This is a genomic window from Geodermatophilus sp. SYSU D01105 (assembly GCF_054050095.1).
The window spans coordinates 242,673-257,253 of sequence record NZ_JBJGYR010000002.1 but is presented as its reverse complement, the minus strand read 5'-3'; the positions used below and the strand labels follow the sequence as shown (position 1 = coordinate 257,253).

The window sequence follows — 14,581 nt, the reverse complement described above, 5'->3', positions numbered from 1 at the left end:
GCGACGCTCAGGCGGCGCCGCGCAGCCGCCGGGTCGAGGCCGCGAAGTCGGCCAGCGCCCGCCGCAGGGCCACGCCGGGCCGGTCGGTGCGCACGTGCAGCTCGTCGCGCAGGTCCAGGGGCAGCCCGCTGCCGGGCAGCCGCGCCTGGAGCGCGAGGTCCTCGGCGAGCACCTGGCGCTGGATGGCCACCTCGCGGGCCACGTCGTCCGGCCAGGGCAGGCGCGCCCCGGGGCCCGCGGACACCAGCATCCGGGTGTAGACGCGGGTCGAGTCGGCGTCCTCCGGCTGCAGCAGGCACAGGATCGTGGTGACGGCTCCCGAGTCGGGGGAGTCCAGCCGCAGCCGCAGCTGGAACGGCGCCCGGTAGGTGTAGGTGGCCCGGCGCCGCACCGGCGGGCCGACGACGCCGCCGGGGTGGTGCGGCGTCTCGTACGGCCGCTCCAGCTCGGCGCGGAAACCACCGTCCTCGGGGACGACGTCGAACGCGGGCACCTCCGCAGCGTCCGGCGAGCCGCCGATCCGGCTGTGCACGAACGGCGCGTGCGCCACGTCGAAGAAGGTGTCGGCCAGCGGCCCGGCCGGCCCGGGGGAGCGGACCGGCGGCAGCCAGGTGCTCACGAAGTGGGGGTCGCCGGCCTCGGGCAGGTCCAGGGGCACGTCGTGCGGTTCGGCCGGTGCGAGCCAGACGACGCCGAGCCGCTCGGTGACGGCGTGGGCGGGCGGGTCGGCCGCCAGCCCGTCGGCGGTGCGCCGCAGCAGCCAGGTGCGGCCCAGCAGCCGGACCTGCAGCCATCCCCCGGGCAGCAGTTCCCGCGACAGCGCGACCGGGTGCCACGCCGAGTCCAGGGACCGGTCGAGGTTGCCGAACACCGGGCCGCGGAGCTCCTCCTCCGGCGGCGCCGGCTCGGCGGCGGTGTCCCCCGACGGGCGCGGTGGGAGCGCGCTCGTGGTCCGGTCGGGGGCCAGCCAGACCCAGCCGTACCGTTCCTCCACCGCCCAGGGCATCGCGAGGTCCGCCCGCGGTGGGGGTGACCCGTCCGCGCCGAGGGACGGGATGGACACGCAGCGTCCCTCGCCGTCGAACCGCCAGCCGTGGTGGCCGCACTGCAGCCGGCCCTCGACCACCGTCGCCGCCGCGAGCGGCACCAGCCGGTGCGGGCAGCGCGCGGGGAAGGCGCTCACCTCGCCGCCGGGCCGCAACCGGACCACCACGTAGGGCCGGCCGCCGGCGCCCACGGGCACCGGCGTCGTCCCGACCTCGGCGGCGCGTGCCACCGGGAACCACCCCGTCGACGTCATCCCGGTCGTGTCCATGACCCATTGCAGCGCCGGCGGGTTCCCGCGGGGTTCCGGCCACGAAACGGTCGCGCGACACGGTTCCGTCTCGAAGGGCAGACGGCGGGTAGACACCTATCTACAGTGACGGCGATCACGTCCATGCTGGTCCGACAGGGGAGGGCGCACCGTGACACCACCCGCCGAACGCCGGTTGCTCACACCGGAGGAGTACGAGCAGGCCCAGGCCTCGCCCGAGTTCGCCGAGCTCAAGCGGCGGTTCCGCCGGTTCGCGTTCCCGATGACCGTGGCCTTCCTGGCCTGGTACCTGCTCTACGTCCTGCTCTCCACCTACGCGCCCGACCTCATGTCCACCCGCGTCTTCGGCAACGTGAACCTGGGCATCGTGCTCGGCCTCGCGCAGTTCGTGACCACGTTCGTCATCACCCACCTGTACGTCGCGCACGCCAACCGGCGCACGGACCCGATCGCGGACGAGATGCGCGAGCGGCTGGAGCACCACGACTACGCGCGCCACGACGGCTCCTCGTCGGTGACCGAGGGGGTCCACCGTGGCTGAGGTCGTGCTCGCCGCCGAGAGCGGGACCATCGGCAACCCGGCGATCAACATCACGATCTTCGGGGTCTTCGTCGCGATCACGCTGGTCATCACGTTCCGGGCCAGCCGCACCAACAAGAGCGCGGCCGACTACTACGCGGCCGGTCGCAACATCAGCGGCACCCAGAACGGCCTGGCGATCGCCGGCGACTACCTCTCGGCCGCCTCGTTCCTCGGCATCGCGGGTGCCATCGCCGTCTTCGGCTACGACGGGTTCCTCTACTCGATCGGCTTCCTCGTCGCCTGGCTGGTGGCGCTGCTCCTGGTCGCCGAGCTCATGCGCAACACCGCGCGGTTCACGATGGCCGACGTCCTGGCCTTCCGGATGCGGCAGGGGCCGGTCCGCACCGCCGCGGCGATCTCCACGCTGGCGGTGTCGCTGTTCTACCTGCTGGCCCAGATGTCCGGCGCCGGCGGCCTGGTGACGCTGCTGCTCGGCGTCACCGGCGAGGCGGCCCAGGCGCTGGTGGTCATCCTGGTCGGCGCGCTGATGATCATCTACGTGCTCGTCGGCGGCATGCGCGGCACGACCTACGTGCAGATCATCAAGGCCTCGCTGCTCATCGCCGGGGCGCTCGTCATGACCGTGTGGGTCCTGGGCCTCTACGGCTTCAACCTGTCGGCGCTGCTCGGCGGCGCGGTGGACACCGCCGTCGAGGGCCGGGACGTGCTGGCGCCCGGCGCGCAGTACGGGGCGACGGGCACGTCCAAGCTCGACTTCGTCTCCCTCGGCCTGGCGCTGGTCCTGGGGACGGCGGGCCTGCCGCACGTGCTCATGCGCTTCTACACCGTGCCGACGGCGAAGGACGCCCGCCGGTCCGTGGTGTGGGCGATCTGGCTGATCGGCATCTTCTACCTGTTCAGCCTGGTCATCGGCTACGGCGCGGGGGCGCTCGTCGGTCCCGAGACGATCCTCGGCGCGCCGGGCGCGGTGAACGCGGCGGCTCCGCTGCTGGCCTTCGAGCTCGGCGGCACGGTGCTGCTGGGCATCATCGCCGGCGTCGCGTTCGCCACGATCCTCGCGGTCGTCGCGGGCCTGACGATCACCGCGTCGGCGTCGTTCGCGCACGACGTCTACGCGTCGGTGATCAAGAAGGGCAACGTGCCGCCCAACGGCGAGGTGCGGGTCGCCCGCATCACCGCCGTCGTCATCGGCGCGATCTCGATCGGGCTGGGCATCCTGGCGCTGCAGGCCGGGCTGAACATCGCCTTCCTGGTGGCGCTGGCCTTCGCCGTCGCCGCGTCGGCGAACCTGCCGACCATCCTCTACACGCTGTTCTGGAAGCGCTTCACCACCCAGGGCGCGCTGTGGTCGATGTACGGGGGGCTCATCGCCTGCATCGTGCTGATCATCTTCTCCCCGGTGGTCTCGGGCGGCCCGATCAACGCGGCGACCGGCAAGAGCACCTCGCTGTTCCAGGACGTCGACTTCTCCTGGTTCCCGCTGTCCAACCCGGGTCTGGTCTCCATCCCGCTGTCGTTCTTCCTCGGCTGGCTGGGCACCGTCCTGTCCAAGGAGAAGCCGAACGAGGCCAAGTGGGCCGAGCTCGAGGTGCGGGCCCTCACCGGCATCGGGGCGGAGAAGGCCGTCCAGCACTAGGAGGACCCCCGTGCCCCCACCGCTCGCAGGCTCGCGGCGGGACCCTGCACGGGGGCCGCCCTCCTCCCCACCCCTCGCTCCGCTCGGGGCTGGTCCCGGGAGGGGGCCGGCCTCCTCCCCACCCCTCGCTCCGCTCGGGGCGGGTCCCGGGAGGGGGCCGGTCCAGCGAGTTGCCAGCGCCGAGGCGCGCGTCCCCTGCCGGGGGCGCGCGCCTCGTGCGTCGTGGGGGTGGGTGGGTTCAGGCGGCGCGGGCGGCGTCCGGTGCCAGGACGGCGTCCACGGGGACCGCGACGACGCGGTGCGCCCGGCGGTGCCGCACCGCCCAGCGGGTGACCAGGCCGGTGAGGACGACCGCTCCGGCGAGGCCGTGCTGGCCGGGTGCGGTGACCGCGACGGCGAGGGCCGCGGCGTAGACCACCGTCAGCAGGACGGCGGGGAGGGACAGGTGCACGGTGCTTCCTCCGGGAGGTGGAGGCGTCCCGCCGGCCGGCAGCCGGGTCCGGGAAGGACCCGGCCGCCGGCGCGGCGACGGCGCAGGACGGTTGAGGTCAGCTCACGGGCGCGACTCGCCGGCGCGCGTCGGCCGCGTTCGCGGAGCCGCTGTGCTCGTGGGTGAGCTCGCTCACTTGAGCATGTCCTTGGCCTTCTGGAGCAGCGACTGCCCCGGCTGCTGCGGGGTCGGGAACAGCCGCGGGTCGCCGGGCGGCAGGATCGGGGCGTCCGCGGTCGCCTCGATCGGGCGGGCGGAGAACTGGCCGCGGCCGTCGACCGACGGGCCCGACGCCCAGCGGCCGGCCGAGGCCTCGGGGCCGTCGGAGGCGTCGATGAAGGTGTAGCCGAGGTCGCCGACCTCCTCCTCCAGCGGGAACGCCTCGGGCACCGGGATGCCCTCGATCCCGTCGTCCTTGAGCTCCTCGATCGCGGCCAGCCACTGCTGCTGGTGGTAGTGGTCGCGGGTGATGAGGAACCGCAGCATGTCCTTGACCCCGGGGTCGTCGGTCATGTTGTAGAGCCGGGCGACCTGCAGCCGGCCCTGCATCTCGGCCGTGGCGTTGTACATGAAGTCGGCCATCAGGTTGCCGCTGGCGGTGACGTACGCGCCGGTCCAGGGGTTGCCCATGCTGTCCATGTACGAGGCGCCGGCCCCGTTCACGATCGGGTGCTGCGGGTTGTGCTGGCCGTAGCCGGCAGCCGCCTCCTTGGTGCGGTCGGCCGAGTCGGGCTTGAGCGGGATGTGGTCGAGCAGCCGGTCGATCATCGTCACGATCATCTCGACGTGGGCCAGCTCCTCGGTGCCGATGGAGAGGAGCAGGTCCTTGTACTTGCCGGGCAGCCGGCAGTTCCAGCCCTGCAGCAGGTACTGGGTGGCGACGGTCATCTCGCCCCACTGACCGCCGAGGACCTCCTGCATCTTGCGGGCGAAGTCCGGGTCGGGACCATCGGGCTTGGCCTCGTACTGCAGGGCGTGGGTGTGCGTGAACATGCGGCTCTCCCTGGCGTCGTCGCGACCACCGCCGATGCGGTGACACCAGGGATCTGCCCGCGCCCGGTGGCCCGCCCGTGCCGGTCCCTGGCCCCCGGGTGCCAACCTCGGACCGGAGGGGGTCCGTGCGGGTGACGCGCACGGATCCCTCCGCCTCAGCGGTCGGGGAGTTGCACGGTGAGCGTCAGGGACGCGCCGTCGGCGTGCCACACCACCTGGCCGCCGAGCTCGAGCGTCTGCCGCCGCACCGACCACAGCCCGAGGCCGGTGAGGTCGGGCGGGGGCAACTCGGTGCCCAGGTGCTCGACCAACCGGTCCGGGTGGGCGATGGCCTGGGTGAGGGCGAGGTCCACCCAGCCCGGCCCGCAGGCGACCAGCAGCCGCACCGGCGCGCCCTCCCCGTGCCGGTGCGCGTTCTCCAGCAGGTTGGTGAGGATCCGCCCGACCCGGGCGTCGCCGACGGCGACCTCCTCCGCGCCCTCGCCGAGCTCCACGGTGAGCTGCCGGGCCGGCAGCCCGGAGGCGGCCACCGACGCGCGGACGACGTCCCCCAGCCGGCGCGAGGTCGGCGCCCGGGACACCGCCCCGCCGGCGGCCGCCGCCGTCCGCAGCATGGAGGACAGGTGGGCGGTCTGGGCGCGTGCCAGCTCCAGGACCTCGCCGCGATCGGCAGGGGTCTCGCCGAGCGAGCCGAGCAGCGCCTCCAGCGAGGCCAGCGGGGTGCGCATGTCGTGGCACAGGGCCCGGACGACGGCGTCCTCCGGTGTGGCCGGCGGCTCGGCCGGCTGCTGGCGGGTGGCCCGGGGCAGGTGTGTCCGGAACCGCTCGACCAGGCCGGAGAGCAGCCGGGGTGGGGTCGGTGCGGTGGGGGGGTTGGCGGCCAGGGTCATGGGCACCTCCGTCGTGCGCAACCGGTCAGCCAGCGCCGGGCGCGGCGACCGTCAGGGGAGAGATGGAGTTGACCGACGCCGGGGCTGAGCGCCGTCCAGTCGACGTCGTGCTCGTCGACGACCACCCGCTGTTCAGCCGTGGTCTCGCCCTGCTCCTGCCCGGGGTGAGTGACGGGCGGGTGAGGGTCGTCGGGACGACGGATGACGCCTCGGCGGCGGCTGCTCTCGTGCGCCGCCACCACGCCGACGTCGCCGTCGTTGACCTGCACATGCCGCCGCCCGGCGGGACGCGCGCGATCGGCGCCATCCGCCGCGCCGACCCGATGGTCCGGGTGGTGGCCCTCTCGGGCATGGCCGACGCGGACGACGCCATCGAGGCCCTGCGCGCGGGTGCGGCGGGCTACCTGCCCAAGACCGCCGACCCCGAGGCCCTGGTCCGCCCGCTGCTCGCCGTCCTCGACGGGTGGTCGGTGCTCCCGGAGGACCTGCTGCGGCGGCTGCTGGACGACGCCGCCCCCACCGGCGAGCAGGGCATCGCCGAACGGCTGACCGCCGACGAGCGCCGGCTGTGGCGGCTGGTGGCCGACGGCGCCCCCACCATGGAGATCGCGACCACGCTGCACGTGTCGGAGCGGACCGCCAAGCGGTTGGTCGCCTCCCTGCTGCGCAGCCTGGGGGTGGCCACCCGGGTCGAGGCGGCTGCGCTGGCCGGCCGGGTCCACCTGGGGAAGTCCGCGGGCCGGCAGGAGTGAGCTCCGGAACGGCGCCGGCTCGCAGGACATCGCGGCCCCGCTACCCACGATCGCGAACCGACAGTCGCGGCTAGGGTCGCCCGGATGAGCGCGCGGATCGTCCTCTTCGGCGCCACCGGCTACACCGGGGCCCGCACTGCGGAGGCCCTCGCCGGCCGCGGAGCCCGCCCGGTGCTCGCCGGCCGGGACCCCGCACGACTCGCGGAGCTGGCCGGGCGGCTGGGCGGGCTGGAGACCGCGCGAGCCGACGTCACCGACCCGGCGTCGGTGCGCGCCCTGCTCGGCCGCGGTGACGTGCTGGTCAGCACCGTCGGGCCGTTCCTGCGGCTGGGCGGTCCGGCCGTGGACGCCGCCGTCGACGCGGGGGCGGTGTACCTGGACTCCACCGGCGAGCCGCCGTTCATCCGCCGGGTGTTCGAGGAGGCCGGCCCGCGGGCGGCGGCCACCGGTGCCACGCTGGTGCCCGCGTTCGGCCTGGACTACGTGCCCGGGACCCTCGCCGGCGCGCTGGCCCTGGCCGAGGCGGGGGACCGCGCATCCCGGGTCGACGTGGGATACGCGATCGACGGCACCTCGGGTCAGGCCTTCTCCCGCGGCACGCTGGTCTCGGCGGTCGGGGTGCTGCTGGAGCCGGGGTACGCGTTCACCGGCGGCCGCCTGCGGGAGGAGGCCGCGGGCACGAGGACGTGGCGGTTCGAGGCCGGAGGGCGGGGACGGCGGGGCCTGTCGGTGGGCGGCTCGGAGCACCTGACCCTGCCGGCGCTCGCCCCGACGCTGCACGACGTCGGCGTCGTCCTGGACTGGTTCGGTCCCCTGACACCGGTCGCCTCCCGGCTGGCCCCGCTCACGGCGCTCGCCGGCCGGCTGCCCCTGGCCCGGCAGGCCGTGCAGCGGCTGGCGACGGTGGTGGGCACCCGGGTGGGCCAGGCGCCGTCGGACCGCACGCTGGCCGGCGCCCGCACCCGCACCGTGGCCGAGGTGCGCGACCGCACCGGCGCGCTGGTCAGCCGGGTCGAGCTGGCCGGCCCGGAGGCCTACGGGCTCACCGCGGCGCTGCTGGCCTGGGGCGCCACGTCCGCCGCCGAGCACGGGGTCCGGGGCACCGGCGCGCTCGGCCCGGTGCAGGCGTTCGGGCTCGACGCGCTCACCGCCGGCGCCGCCGAGGCAGGGCTCCTGCGCGCATGAGCGCGGTCGCCTGCGTCGACATCGGGTCCACCTGGACCAAGGCCGCCCTCGTCGGGCTGCCCGCCGGGACGCTGCTGGACCGGGCGCAGGCCCCCACCGACCACGGCGACGTCGTCCGCGGGGTGCTCGCCGCCACCGCCTCCTTCCCTCCCGGCGTGCCGGTCGTCGCCTGCTCGAGCGCCGGCGGGGGGCTGCGGCTGGCGGTGGTCGGCTACGAGGAGCTGATCAGCGCCGAGGCCGGACACCGGGCGGCGCTCTCGGCCGGCGCCCGCGTCGTCTCCGTCGCCGCGGGCCGGCTGTCGGACGAGTCGCTGGCGCGGCTGTGGGCCGACGAGCCCGACGTCGTCCTGCTCGTGGGTGGCACCGACGGCGGGGAGGCCTCGGTGCTGCGGCACAACGCGGCGGCGCTGGCCTCTCCGGCCCCGCTGCAGGGGGGCAGCGGTGTCCCTCGTCGGTCCGTCCCGGTGGTGCTCGCCGGCAACACCGCCGTCCGGGACGAGGTGGCCGCGGTGCTCCGCGCGGGTGGGGTGCCGGTCACCGAGACGGCCAACGTGCTGCCCGACATCGGGCGGCTCGACCCGGAGCCGGCGCGGGCGGCGATCCGCGAGGTGTTCCTGCGGCACGTGATCGGCGGCGACCGGCTGTCGGCGGACCCGCGGCTGCGGCAGTGGGTGCGCACGGTCACGCCGGACGCCGTCCTGGCCGGGGTGTCGGTGCTGGCCGCGGGCCGCGCGGACGCCGACGTCCCGGGGGTCGTCGTGGTGGACGTCGGCGGTGCGACCACCGACGTCTACTGCGTGCCCGACCCCGACGCCGAGCAGTCCTCGCTGGGCCGCGAGGCGGTCGGCGTGCCCGCCGCGCGGCGGACGGTGGAGGGTGACCTCGGGGTCGTGGCCAGCGCGGACGCGCTCCGGTCGGCCGCCGCCGACGAGGGGCTCCCGCTGGTCGGGGAGGACCCGCTCGACCTCGGGACGGCGGCGGCGACGATCGCGCTGCGCCGGCACCTGCGGGCAGAGGCCGCCTACGGGACCGGTGGCGCCGGGGCGCGCACCGTGGGGCTGGTCGTGCTGTCGGGCGGGGTGTTCCGGCACGGTGAGCCGGGAGCCGTGGAGGACGCGGTCGGGCGGATCGCCGCCGACCGCGCAGGAGCGGGCGCGGTGCTGGCCGGCGCGGAGGTCGCCGTCGACGAGCGGTACGTGCTGGCCGCGGCCGGCCTGCTCGCCGTCGACGCCCCGGCCGCGGCAGCGGGCCTGCTCAGCGGGGGTCGAGCGTTCCGGCCCACGACCCCGAGGACGCCGCCGCGGTGAACCCGCCGACGTCCGCGGCGGCCAGGTCCACCGCGGCGTAGCCGCCGCTGCCCGCGCCGACGCAGGCCACGACCGTGGCGAGCCCGGCGCGGCGCTGGAACAGGCTCTGTCGGACCTGCCAGCCCACGACGGCGCGGCGCTGCAGGACCGCCTGCTCCCGGACCAGCCAGCCGCTGCGGACGCTGAACGAGCGCGGGCCGGCCCGGTGCCCGAGCGAGTGGTACCGCCCGATCCCCATCGGCACCCCGAGCACGGTCAGCGCGATGCCGGCCCCGAGGACCCACCACCAGCCGAGCGTGGCCGTGGCGAGGACGCCGACGGCCGTGACCAGCAGGCCGGACGCCAGCGCCCGGACCAGCCGGCGTCGCCGGGCGGCCGGCGGGTGCGCGGTCAGCGGCCCGGGGTCCTCGACCAACCGGCGCAGCAGCGTCTCGGCCTCCGACCGCGGGCCCAGGGGCAACAGCTGGCCCCGCCGGTTGGCCTGGCCCAGGCCGGTGACCAGCGCGTTGACCCGGGCCGCGCGCACCCAGCGCATGCCGAGCCCCTCGCTGAGCGTGCCGCCGCGGATCCGGTCGACCTCCAGCTCGGTGTGCCGCCGGGTGAGCAGCCCGCGGACGGCGACCAGCGACCCGCCTCGCCGCACCAGCCGGAAGCGCCAGTTCACCAGCGCCGCGCCGACGACCGCGGCCAGCGCCAGCAGGGGTACCGCGGCCGCGAGAGCGGGCAGCAGCACCCGGGGGTCGGACAGGTCGGGACCGGCCACCTCGGGCACCAGGCCGTCGGGCAGCTCGTCGACGAAGCGGAACAGCGCGCCGACGGCGGCCAGTGGCACGACGAGGTAGCTGCCGACGAGCGGCGCGTACAGCAGCCAGCGGTCGTCGAAGCGCGCGAACACCTCCTCGGCCGGCTCGTCGGCCGGCGCGGTGTCCGGTGCGGCCACCGGGCCGGGGGTCCCCCGGCGCGCCAGCAGCCGCGTCCGCAGCCGGTCGCCCTCGGCCGCCGGGACGCCGTCGATGACCAGCTCCTCCTGCGTGGTGCCCACGGAGCCGGCCGCGGCGTCGACGCGCACCCGCACCAGCCCGAACAGCCGGTGCAGCAGCGGCGTCTCGACCTCGACGCCGCGGATGCGGTCGTTGGGCACCGTGCGCACCGAGCGGGCCAGCAGGCCGCGGGTGACCACCACCGCCGTCGGGCCGTCGGCGTAGTCGAACCGCCACCAGCTGAGCGCGGCGGCGGCGAGCGACAGCGCGGTGATCGCGACGGCCAGGACCACGATGGTCGTCAGCCCGTCGTCGAGGCCGACCACCGCGGCGAGCGGGATCAGCAGCGGGACCAGCTGGCGGGCCTGCCGGAACGTGGCGGTGTGCACGAGCACGATGCGCGGGGAGGTCCGCCGTGGCACGACCTCGGCACCCGGAGCGGCGTCGGCCGGGCTCCGCGGCTCCTCCGAACGCTCCGGCCCGCTCACGGTGCCGTCGGGTCCGCTCCCGGTGTCCTCGGGTCCGCTCACGTCGCCTCGTCGCGGACCTGCTCGGCCCGGCGGGCGAGGTCGTCGGCCACCCGCGCGGCGACGTCGGCCTCCAGGTGCAGCACCCGCACCGTGCCCTGGCTGGAGGCGGTCAGCACCGCGACCGTGGCCAGGCCGAACAGCTGCTGGAGCACGCCCCGGGTCACGTCGACGGTCTGGATGCGCGAGATCGGCACGAGTGTCCAGGTGCGGGTCAGCCAGCCGGTGAGGGTGTAGACCGCCTCGTCGGTGACCTCCCAGTGGTGCACCCGGTAGCGGAACCGGGGCCGGATGCCGATCGCCACCACCGCGTACACGACCACCAGGGCAGGGAGGACCCAGCGCAGCACCGGCACGGGGCCGCCCGGGGGGACGAAGAGGACGAACGCGGCGACCACGGCCCCGTAGAACAGCGTGCCGAGGACCCCCTCGGTGACCCACAGCCCGATCGCGGAGCGCGACAGCGCCCAGGCGGGGTCGCGGACGGGCGCGGCGGTCTCGGCAGTCATCGCCGTCCATCCTCGCAGCCGGGCGGTGCGCGGTTGCGTGCCACGATGGACTCCGTGATGCCGCAGCAGGTCCCGACCGTTCCCGCCGGTGAGCTCCCCGAGGACGCCGTCGTGCTCGACGTCCGGGAGGACGACGAGTGGGTGCACGGGCACATCGAGGGCGCGACGCACATCGCGATGGGTGAGGTCCCGGCCCGGCTCGACGACGTGCCGGAGGGCGACCCGGTCTACGTGGTGTGCCGCAGCGGGGGGCGCTCGGCGCGGGTCGCCGCCTGGCTGAACCACAACGGCTACGACGCGGTGAACGTCGGTGGCGGCATGGGGGAGTGGGAGGCGGCCGGCCGGCCCATGGTGAGCGAGACCGGCCAGCCCCCGTTCGTGCGCTGACAGCCGCGGGACGCTGAGCGGGGTGCCAGGGGTGAGGATCCCTCGCCCCTGGCACCCCACTGGCCTCAGCTCTTGGCGGGGAACTCGGGGAACCGGGCGCGCAGGTCCTTCTTCGAGAACTTGCCGACGCTGGTCTTGGGCACCTCGTCGATGAACGCGACGGCGTCGGGCAGCCACCACTTGGCGACCTGCGGCCGCAGGTGCTCGAGCACCTCCTCCTCGGTCATCGTCTGGCCCTCCTTGACCACGACGCACGCCAGCGGGCGCTCGTCCCACTTCGGGTGCGGGATGCCGACGACCGCGGCCTCCTTCACCTTCGGGTGGCTCATGATCACGTTCTCGAGGTCGACCGAGCTGATCCACTCGCCGCCGGACTTGATGAGGTCCTTGGTGCGGTCGGCGATGCGGATCGAGCCGTACTCGTCCATGGCCGCGACGTCCCCGGTGCGCATCCAGCCGTCGTCCGTGGACAGCACGACGCCGGCGTCGGGGTTGTAGTAGTCCTGCGCGCACCACGGGCCGCGCACCTGCAGCTCGCCGGTGGCCTTGTCGTCCCAGGGCTGGGGCTCCATCGTCTCGGCGTCGACGATGCGGGCCTCCACGCCGAGGAACGGGATGCCGGCCCGCGCCCGCTGGGCGGCCTTGGTCTCCTCGTCGGCGTCCAGGTAGCGCCGGGGCAGGATCCCCGACGACGCCACCGGGTGGGTCTCGGTCATCCCCCAGGCCTGCAGGATCGCCAGGCCCACCTGCTCGCGGTAGGCCTCGGAGAGCGCCTTGGGCACCGCCGAGCCGCCGCAGCCGATCTCGCGCAGCTTGTGCGGGCGGCCGACCAGGTGCGGCAGCACGCCCTGCCAGATGGTGGGGACGCCGGCGGTGAAGGTCACGCCCTCCTCCACGATCAGGTCGGCCAGGGCCTGCGGCTGCATCATCGAGCCGGGCATGACCAGGGAGGACCCGGCGGCGGGGGCGGCCTGGGCGATGCCCCAGGCGTTGGCGTGGAACATCGGCACGACCGGCATGGCGACGTCCTGGATGCCCAGGCCGAAGGCGTTGGGCGCCATCACGCCCATGGTGTGCAGCCAGGTCGAGCGGTGGGTGTAGACGACGCCCTTGGGGTTGCCGGTGGTGCCGCTCGTGTAGCACATCGACGCGGCCCGGTACTCGTCGGTGACGGCGAAGTCCACCGGGGATGCCTCGGCCAGCAGGGTCTCGTAGTCGAGCACCCGCGCGTCGTCGGGGATCTCGTTGTCCCCGCCGTCGTCCATGACGACGACGTGCCGGACCGTCTTCATGGTGTCGATCAGCGGCCACAGCAGCGGCAGCACGGTCCGGTCGACGAAGACGACCTCGTCCTCGGCGTGGTTGGCGATGTAGGTCAGCTGCTCGGGGAACAGCCGGATGTTGAGCGTGTGCAGCACCCGGCCGGTGGACGGCGCGGCGAAGTAGAGCTCCAGGTGGCGCTGGCTGTTCCACCCGAAGGTCGCCACGCGCCCGTCGTCGGAGATGCCGAGGGTGTCGAGCACCCCGCCGAGCTTCCGGGTGCGCTGCGCCCACTCCGCGTACGTCGTCCGCGTGATCCCGTCGGGCCCGGCGGTGGCGATGGTGCCGTCGCCGTAGTGCTGCTCGACGTGCCGGAAGATCGCATCGATCGTCAGAGGGAAGTCCTGCATCAGCCCACGCATGGCCGCATCGTGCCAGTGAGCTGGCTCACGATCCACCGCACCTCGTACCGGTGCGGCGCCCCGCGAGGCGGTCCGGGGAGTGGGGGCCGGAGGCTCCCGTGACGAGGACCGGGCGGGCTCGGCGCGGCGGGGGACGGCACGTGGCCGCGGTCGGAGGCCGACCGTCAGCCCAGCACGACCGGCAGGTCCGACAGACCGCGGATGACGAACTCCGGACGGCGCACCGGCTCCCCGCCCAGCTCCAGTCGCGACGTGCGGGCCAGCAGGGCGCCGAAGGAGGCCTGCAGCTCGACGCGGGCCAGGGGCGCGCCGATGCAGAAGTGGACGCCGGCGCCGAAGGAGATCTGCGGGTTGTCGGTGCGACCGACGTCCAGGGTGTCCGGGTCGGGGAACACGGCCGGGTCGCGGTTGGCCGACCCGAGCAGCGCGGCGATCTTCTGCCCCTCCGGGACGGTGACCCCGCCGATCCCGACGTCCGCGGTCGCGGTGCGCTCGAACAGCTGCAGCGGCGAGTCGAAGCGCATGAGCTCCTCGATCGCGGTCGGCAGCAGGCTCCGGTCGGCCCGCAGCCGGGCGAGCTGGTCGGGGGAGCGCAGCAGGGCCAGCAGCCCGTTGCCGGTCACGTTGACCGTCGCCTCGTGGCCGGCGTTGAGCAGCAGGATGCAGGTGGTGACCAGCTCGTCCTCGGTCAACGCGTCGCCGTCGGCGTCCCGCACGCTCACGAGGTGGCTGACCAGGTCCTCGCCGAGGTGCGCCCGGCGGTCGGCGGCCAGCTCCCGGAGGTAGGCGACGAACTCGGCGGCCGCCCGCTCCGCGGCCTCCTCGACGGCCGGCGTCCGCCCGTACTCGTACATCTTGACGATCGCGTTCGACCACGGGCGCAGCAGCGGCCGGTCGGCCTCGGGCACGGCGAGCAGCTCGGCGATCACGTCGACGGGCAGCTGCTCGGCCATGCCGGAGAGGACGTCGACGGGCTCGGTGCCGCCGGAGCGCTCGACGAGCTCGTCGACCAGGCGGGCGGCGAGGTCCTCGACCCAGGGCCGCAGCCGCTCCACGTGCCCGCGCGCGAACGCGGTGCTGATCAGCCGGCGCAGCCGCGTGTGGGAGGGCGGCTCCATCTCCAGGATGGCGTTGCGGTGGATCAGGTTGAAGCTCTCGAACCGCGCCGCGGGCTCCCTGTCCCGCCAGAGCCGGCCCAGCCGCCGGTCCCGCAGGACGGCGTTGGCCTCGGCGTGGGTGAACGCCAGCCACAGGCCCAGCCCCTCGTGCCACTGCACCGGGGCCGCGGCCCGCGCCCGCGCGAACGCGGGGTAGGGGTCGGCCACGACGGCCGGGTCGGTGAGGTCGAGCAGGGCGGCGGCGCTGGTCACCCCCGGAGCCTAGG

General features: G+C 75.2%; 14 protein-coding genes. 6 read left to right on the top strand and 8 right to left on the bottom strand.

The genetic code is table 11. The features are described from left to right. Positions 1-7: 7 nt before the first annotated feature. On the bottom strand, positions 8-1,300 hold the full coding sequence (locus tag ACI79I_RS02760; protein WP_456990741.1) for a Rieske 2Fe-2S domain-containing protein: 1,293 nt from the start codon (positions 1,298-1,300) through the stop codon (positions 8-10). Between the two features lie 166 nt (positions 1,301-1,466). Here ACI79I_RS02760 and ACI79I_RS02755 point away from each other — a divergent pair, with 166 nt between their 5' ends. Next, positions 1,467-1,856, top strand: a complete 390-nt coding sequence (locus ACI79I_RS02755) for a DUF485 domain-containing protein (RefSeq protein WP_456990740.1) — start codon at positions 1,467-1,469, stop codon at positions 1,854-1,856. Further along, positions 1,849-3,495, top strand: a complete 1,647-nt coding sequence (locus tag ACI79I_RS02750) for a solute symporter family protein (protein WP_456990739.1) — start codon at positions 1,849-1,851, stop codon at positions 3,493-3,495. Before ACI79I_RS02755 ends, ACI79I_RS02750 begins: the two co-directional genes overlap by 8 nt. 238 nt (positions 3,496-3,733) lie before the next feature. Here the strand turns inward: ACI79I_RS02750 and ACI79I_RS02745 are convergent, their stop codons facing one another. The 3 genes from ACI79I_RS02745 to ACI79I_RS02735 all read right to left on the bottom strand — a co-directional run bounded on the left by ACI79I_RS02745 (position 3,734) and on the right by ACI79I_RS02735 (position 5,868). Further along, positions 3,734-3,946, bottom strand: a complete 213-nt coding sequence (locus ACI79I_RS02745; RefSeq protein WP_456990738.1) for a hypothetical protein — start codon at positions 3,944-3,946, stop codon at positions 3,734-3,736. Between the two features lie 171 nt (positions 3,947-4,117). Then, positions 4,118-4,978: a manganese catalase family protein gene (locus tag ACI79I_RS02740; protein WP_456944727.1), complete on the bottom strand. Its 861-nt coding sequence runs from the start codon at positions 4,976-4,978 to the stop codon at positions 4,118-4,120. A gap of 155 nt (positions 4,979-5,133) precedes the next feature. Further along, positions 5,134-5,868: a sensor histidine kinase gene (locus ACI79I_RS02735; protein WP_456990737.1), complete on the bottom strand. Its 735-nt coding sequence runs from the start codon at positions 5,866-5,868 to the stop codon at positions 5,134-5,136. Positions 5,869-5,930: 62 nt separating this feature from the next. Here ACI79I_RS02735 and ACI79I_RS02730 point away from each other — a divergent pair, with 62 nt between their 5' ends. From ACI79I_RS02730 to ACI79I_RS02720, 3 genes are all read left to right on the top strand, one after another. Further along, positions 5,931-6,620 (top strand): response regulator, encoded by a 690-nt coding sequence (locus ACI79I_RS02730; RefSeq protein WP_456990736.1) that lies wholly within the window; start codon positions 5,931-5,933, stop codon positions 6,618-6,620. A gap of 84 nt (positions 6,621-6,704) precedes the next feature. Then, positions 6,705-7,805: a saccharopine dehydrogenase family protein gene (locus ACI79I_RS02725; RefSeq protein ID WP_456990735.1), complete on the top strand. Its 1,101-nt coding sequence runs from the start codon at positions 6,705-6,707 to the stop codon at positions 7,803-7,805. Next, complete coding sequence (locus tag ACI79I_RS02720; RefSeq protein WP_456990734.1) at positions 7,802-9,112, top strand: glutamate mutase L; 1,311 nt, start codon at positions 7,802-7,804, stop codon at positions 9,110-9,112. Before ACI79I_RS02725 ends, ACI79I_RS02720 begins: the two co-directional genes overlap by 4 nt. Here ACI79I_RS02720 and ACI79I_RS02715 read toward each other — a convergent pair. Together ACI79I_RS02715 and ACI79I_RS02710 are read right to left on the bottom strand one after the other, a co-directional pair. Beyond that, the gene (locus tag ACI79I_RS02715; protein WP_456990733.1) at positions 9,060-10,622 is read right to left on the bottom strand and encodes a PH domain-containing protein; all 1,563 of its coding nucleotides are present in this window, start codon (positions 10,620-10,622) and stop codon (positions 9,060-9,062) included. The two genes, ACI79I_RS02720 and ACI79I_RS02715, sit on opposite strands and share 53 nt — an antisense overlap. Beyond that, the gene (locus ACI79I_RS02710) at positions 10,619-11,128 is read right to left on the bottom strand and encodes a PH domain-containing protein (protein ID WP_456944721.1); all 510 of its coding nucleotides are present in this window, start codon (positions 11,126-11,128) and stop codon (positions 10,619-10,621) included. The genes ACI79I_RS02715 and ACI79I_RS02710 overlap by 4 nt, the downstream gene beginning before the upstream one ends. 45 nt (positions 11,129-11,173) lie before the next feature. On the opposite strand from ACI79I_RS02710, the gene ACI79I_RS02705 reads away from it, so the two are divergent. Continuing rightward, the gene (locus ACI79I_RS02705) at positions 11,174-11,515 is read left to right on the top strand and encodes a rhodanese-like domain-containing protein (RefSeq protein ID WP_456990732.1); all 342 of its coding nucleotides are present in this window, start codon (positions 11,174-11,176) and stop codon (positions 11,513-11,515) included. A gap of 65 nt (positions 11,516-11,580) precedes the next feature. Here the strand turns inward: ACI79I_RS02705 and ACI79I_RS02700 are convergent, their stop codons facing one another. Together ACI79I_RS02700 and ACI79I_RS02695 are read right to left on the bottom strand one after the other, a co-directional pair. Next, positions 11,581-13,197 (bottom strand): long-chain fatty acid--CoA ligase, encoded by a 1,617-nt coding sequence (locus ACI79I_RS02700; RefSeq protein ID WP_456990731.1) that lies wholly within the window; start codon positions 13,195-13,197, stop codon positions 11,581-11,583. Positions 13,198-13,361: 164 nt separating this feature from the next. Continuing rightward, entirely contained in the window at positions 13,362-14,567 is a 1,206-nt protein-coding gene (locus tag ACI79I_RS02695) for a cytochrome P450 (protein ID WP_456990730.1), read from the bottom strand. Positions 14,568-14,581 lie beyond the last annotated feature (14 nt).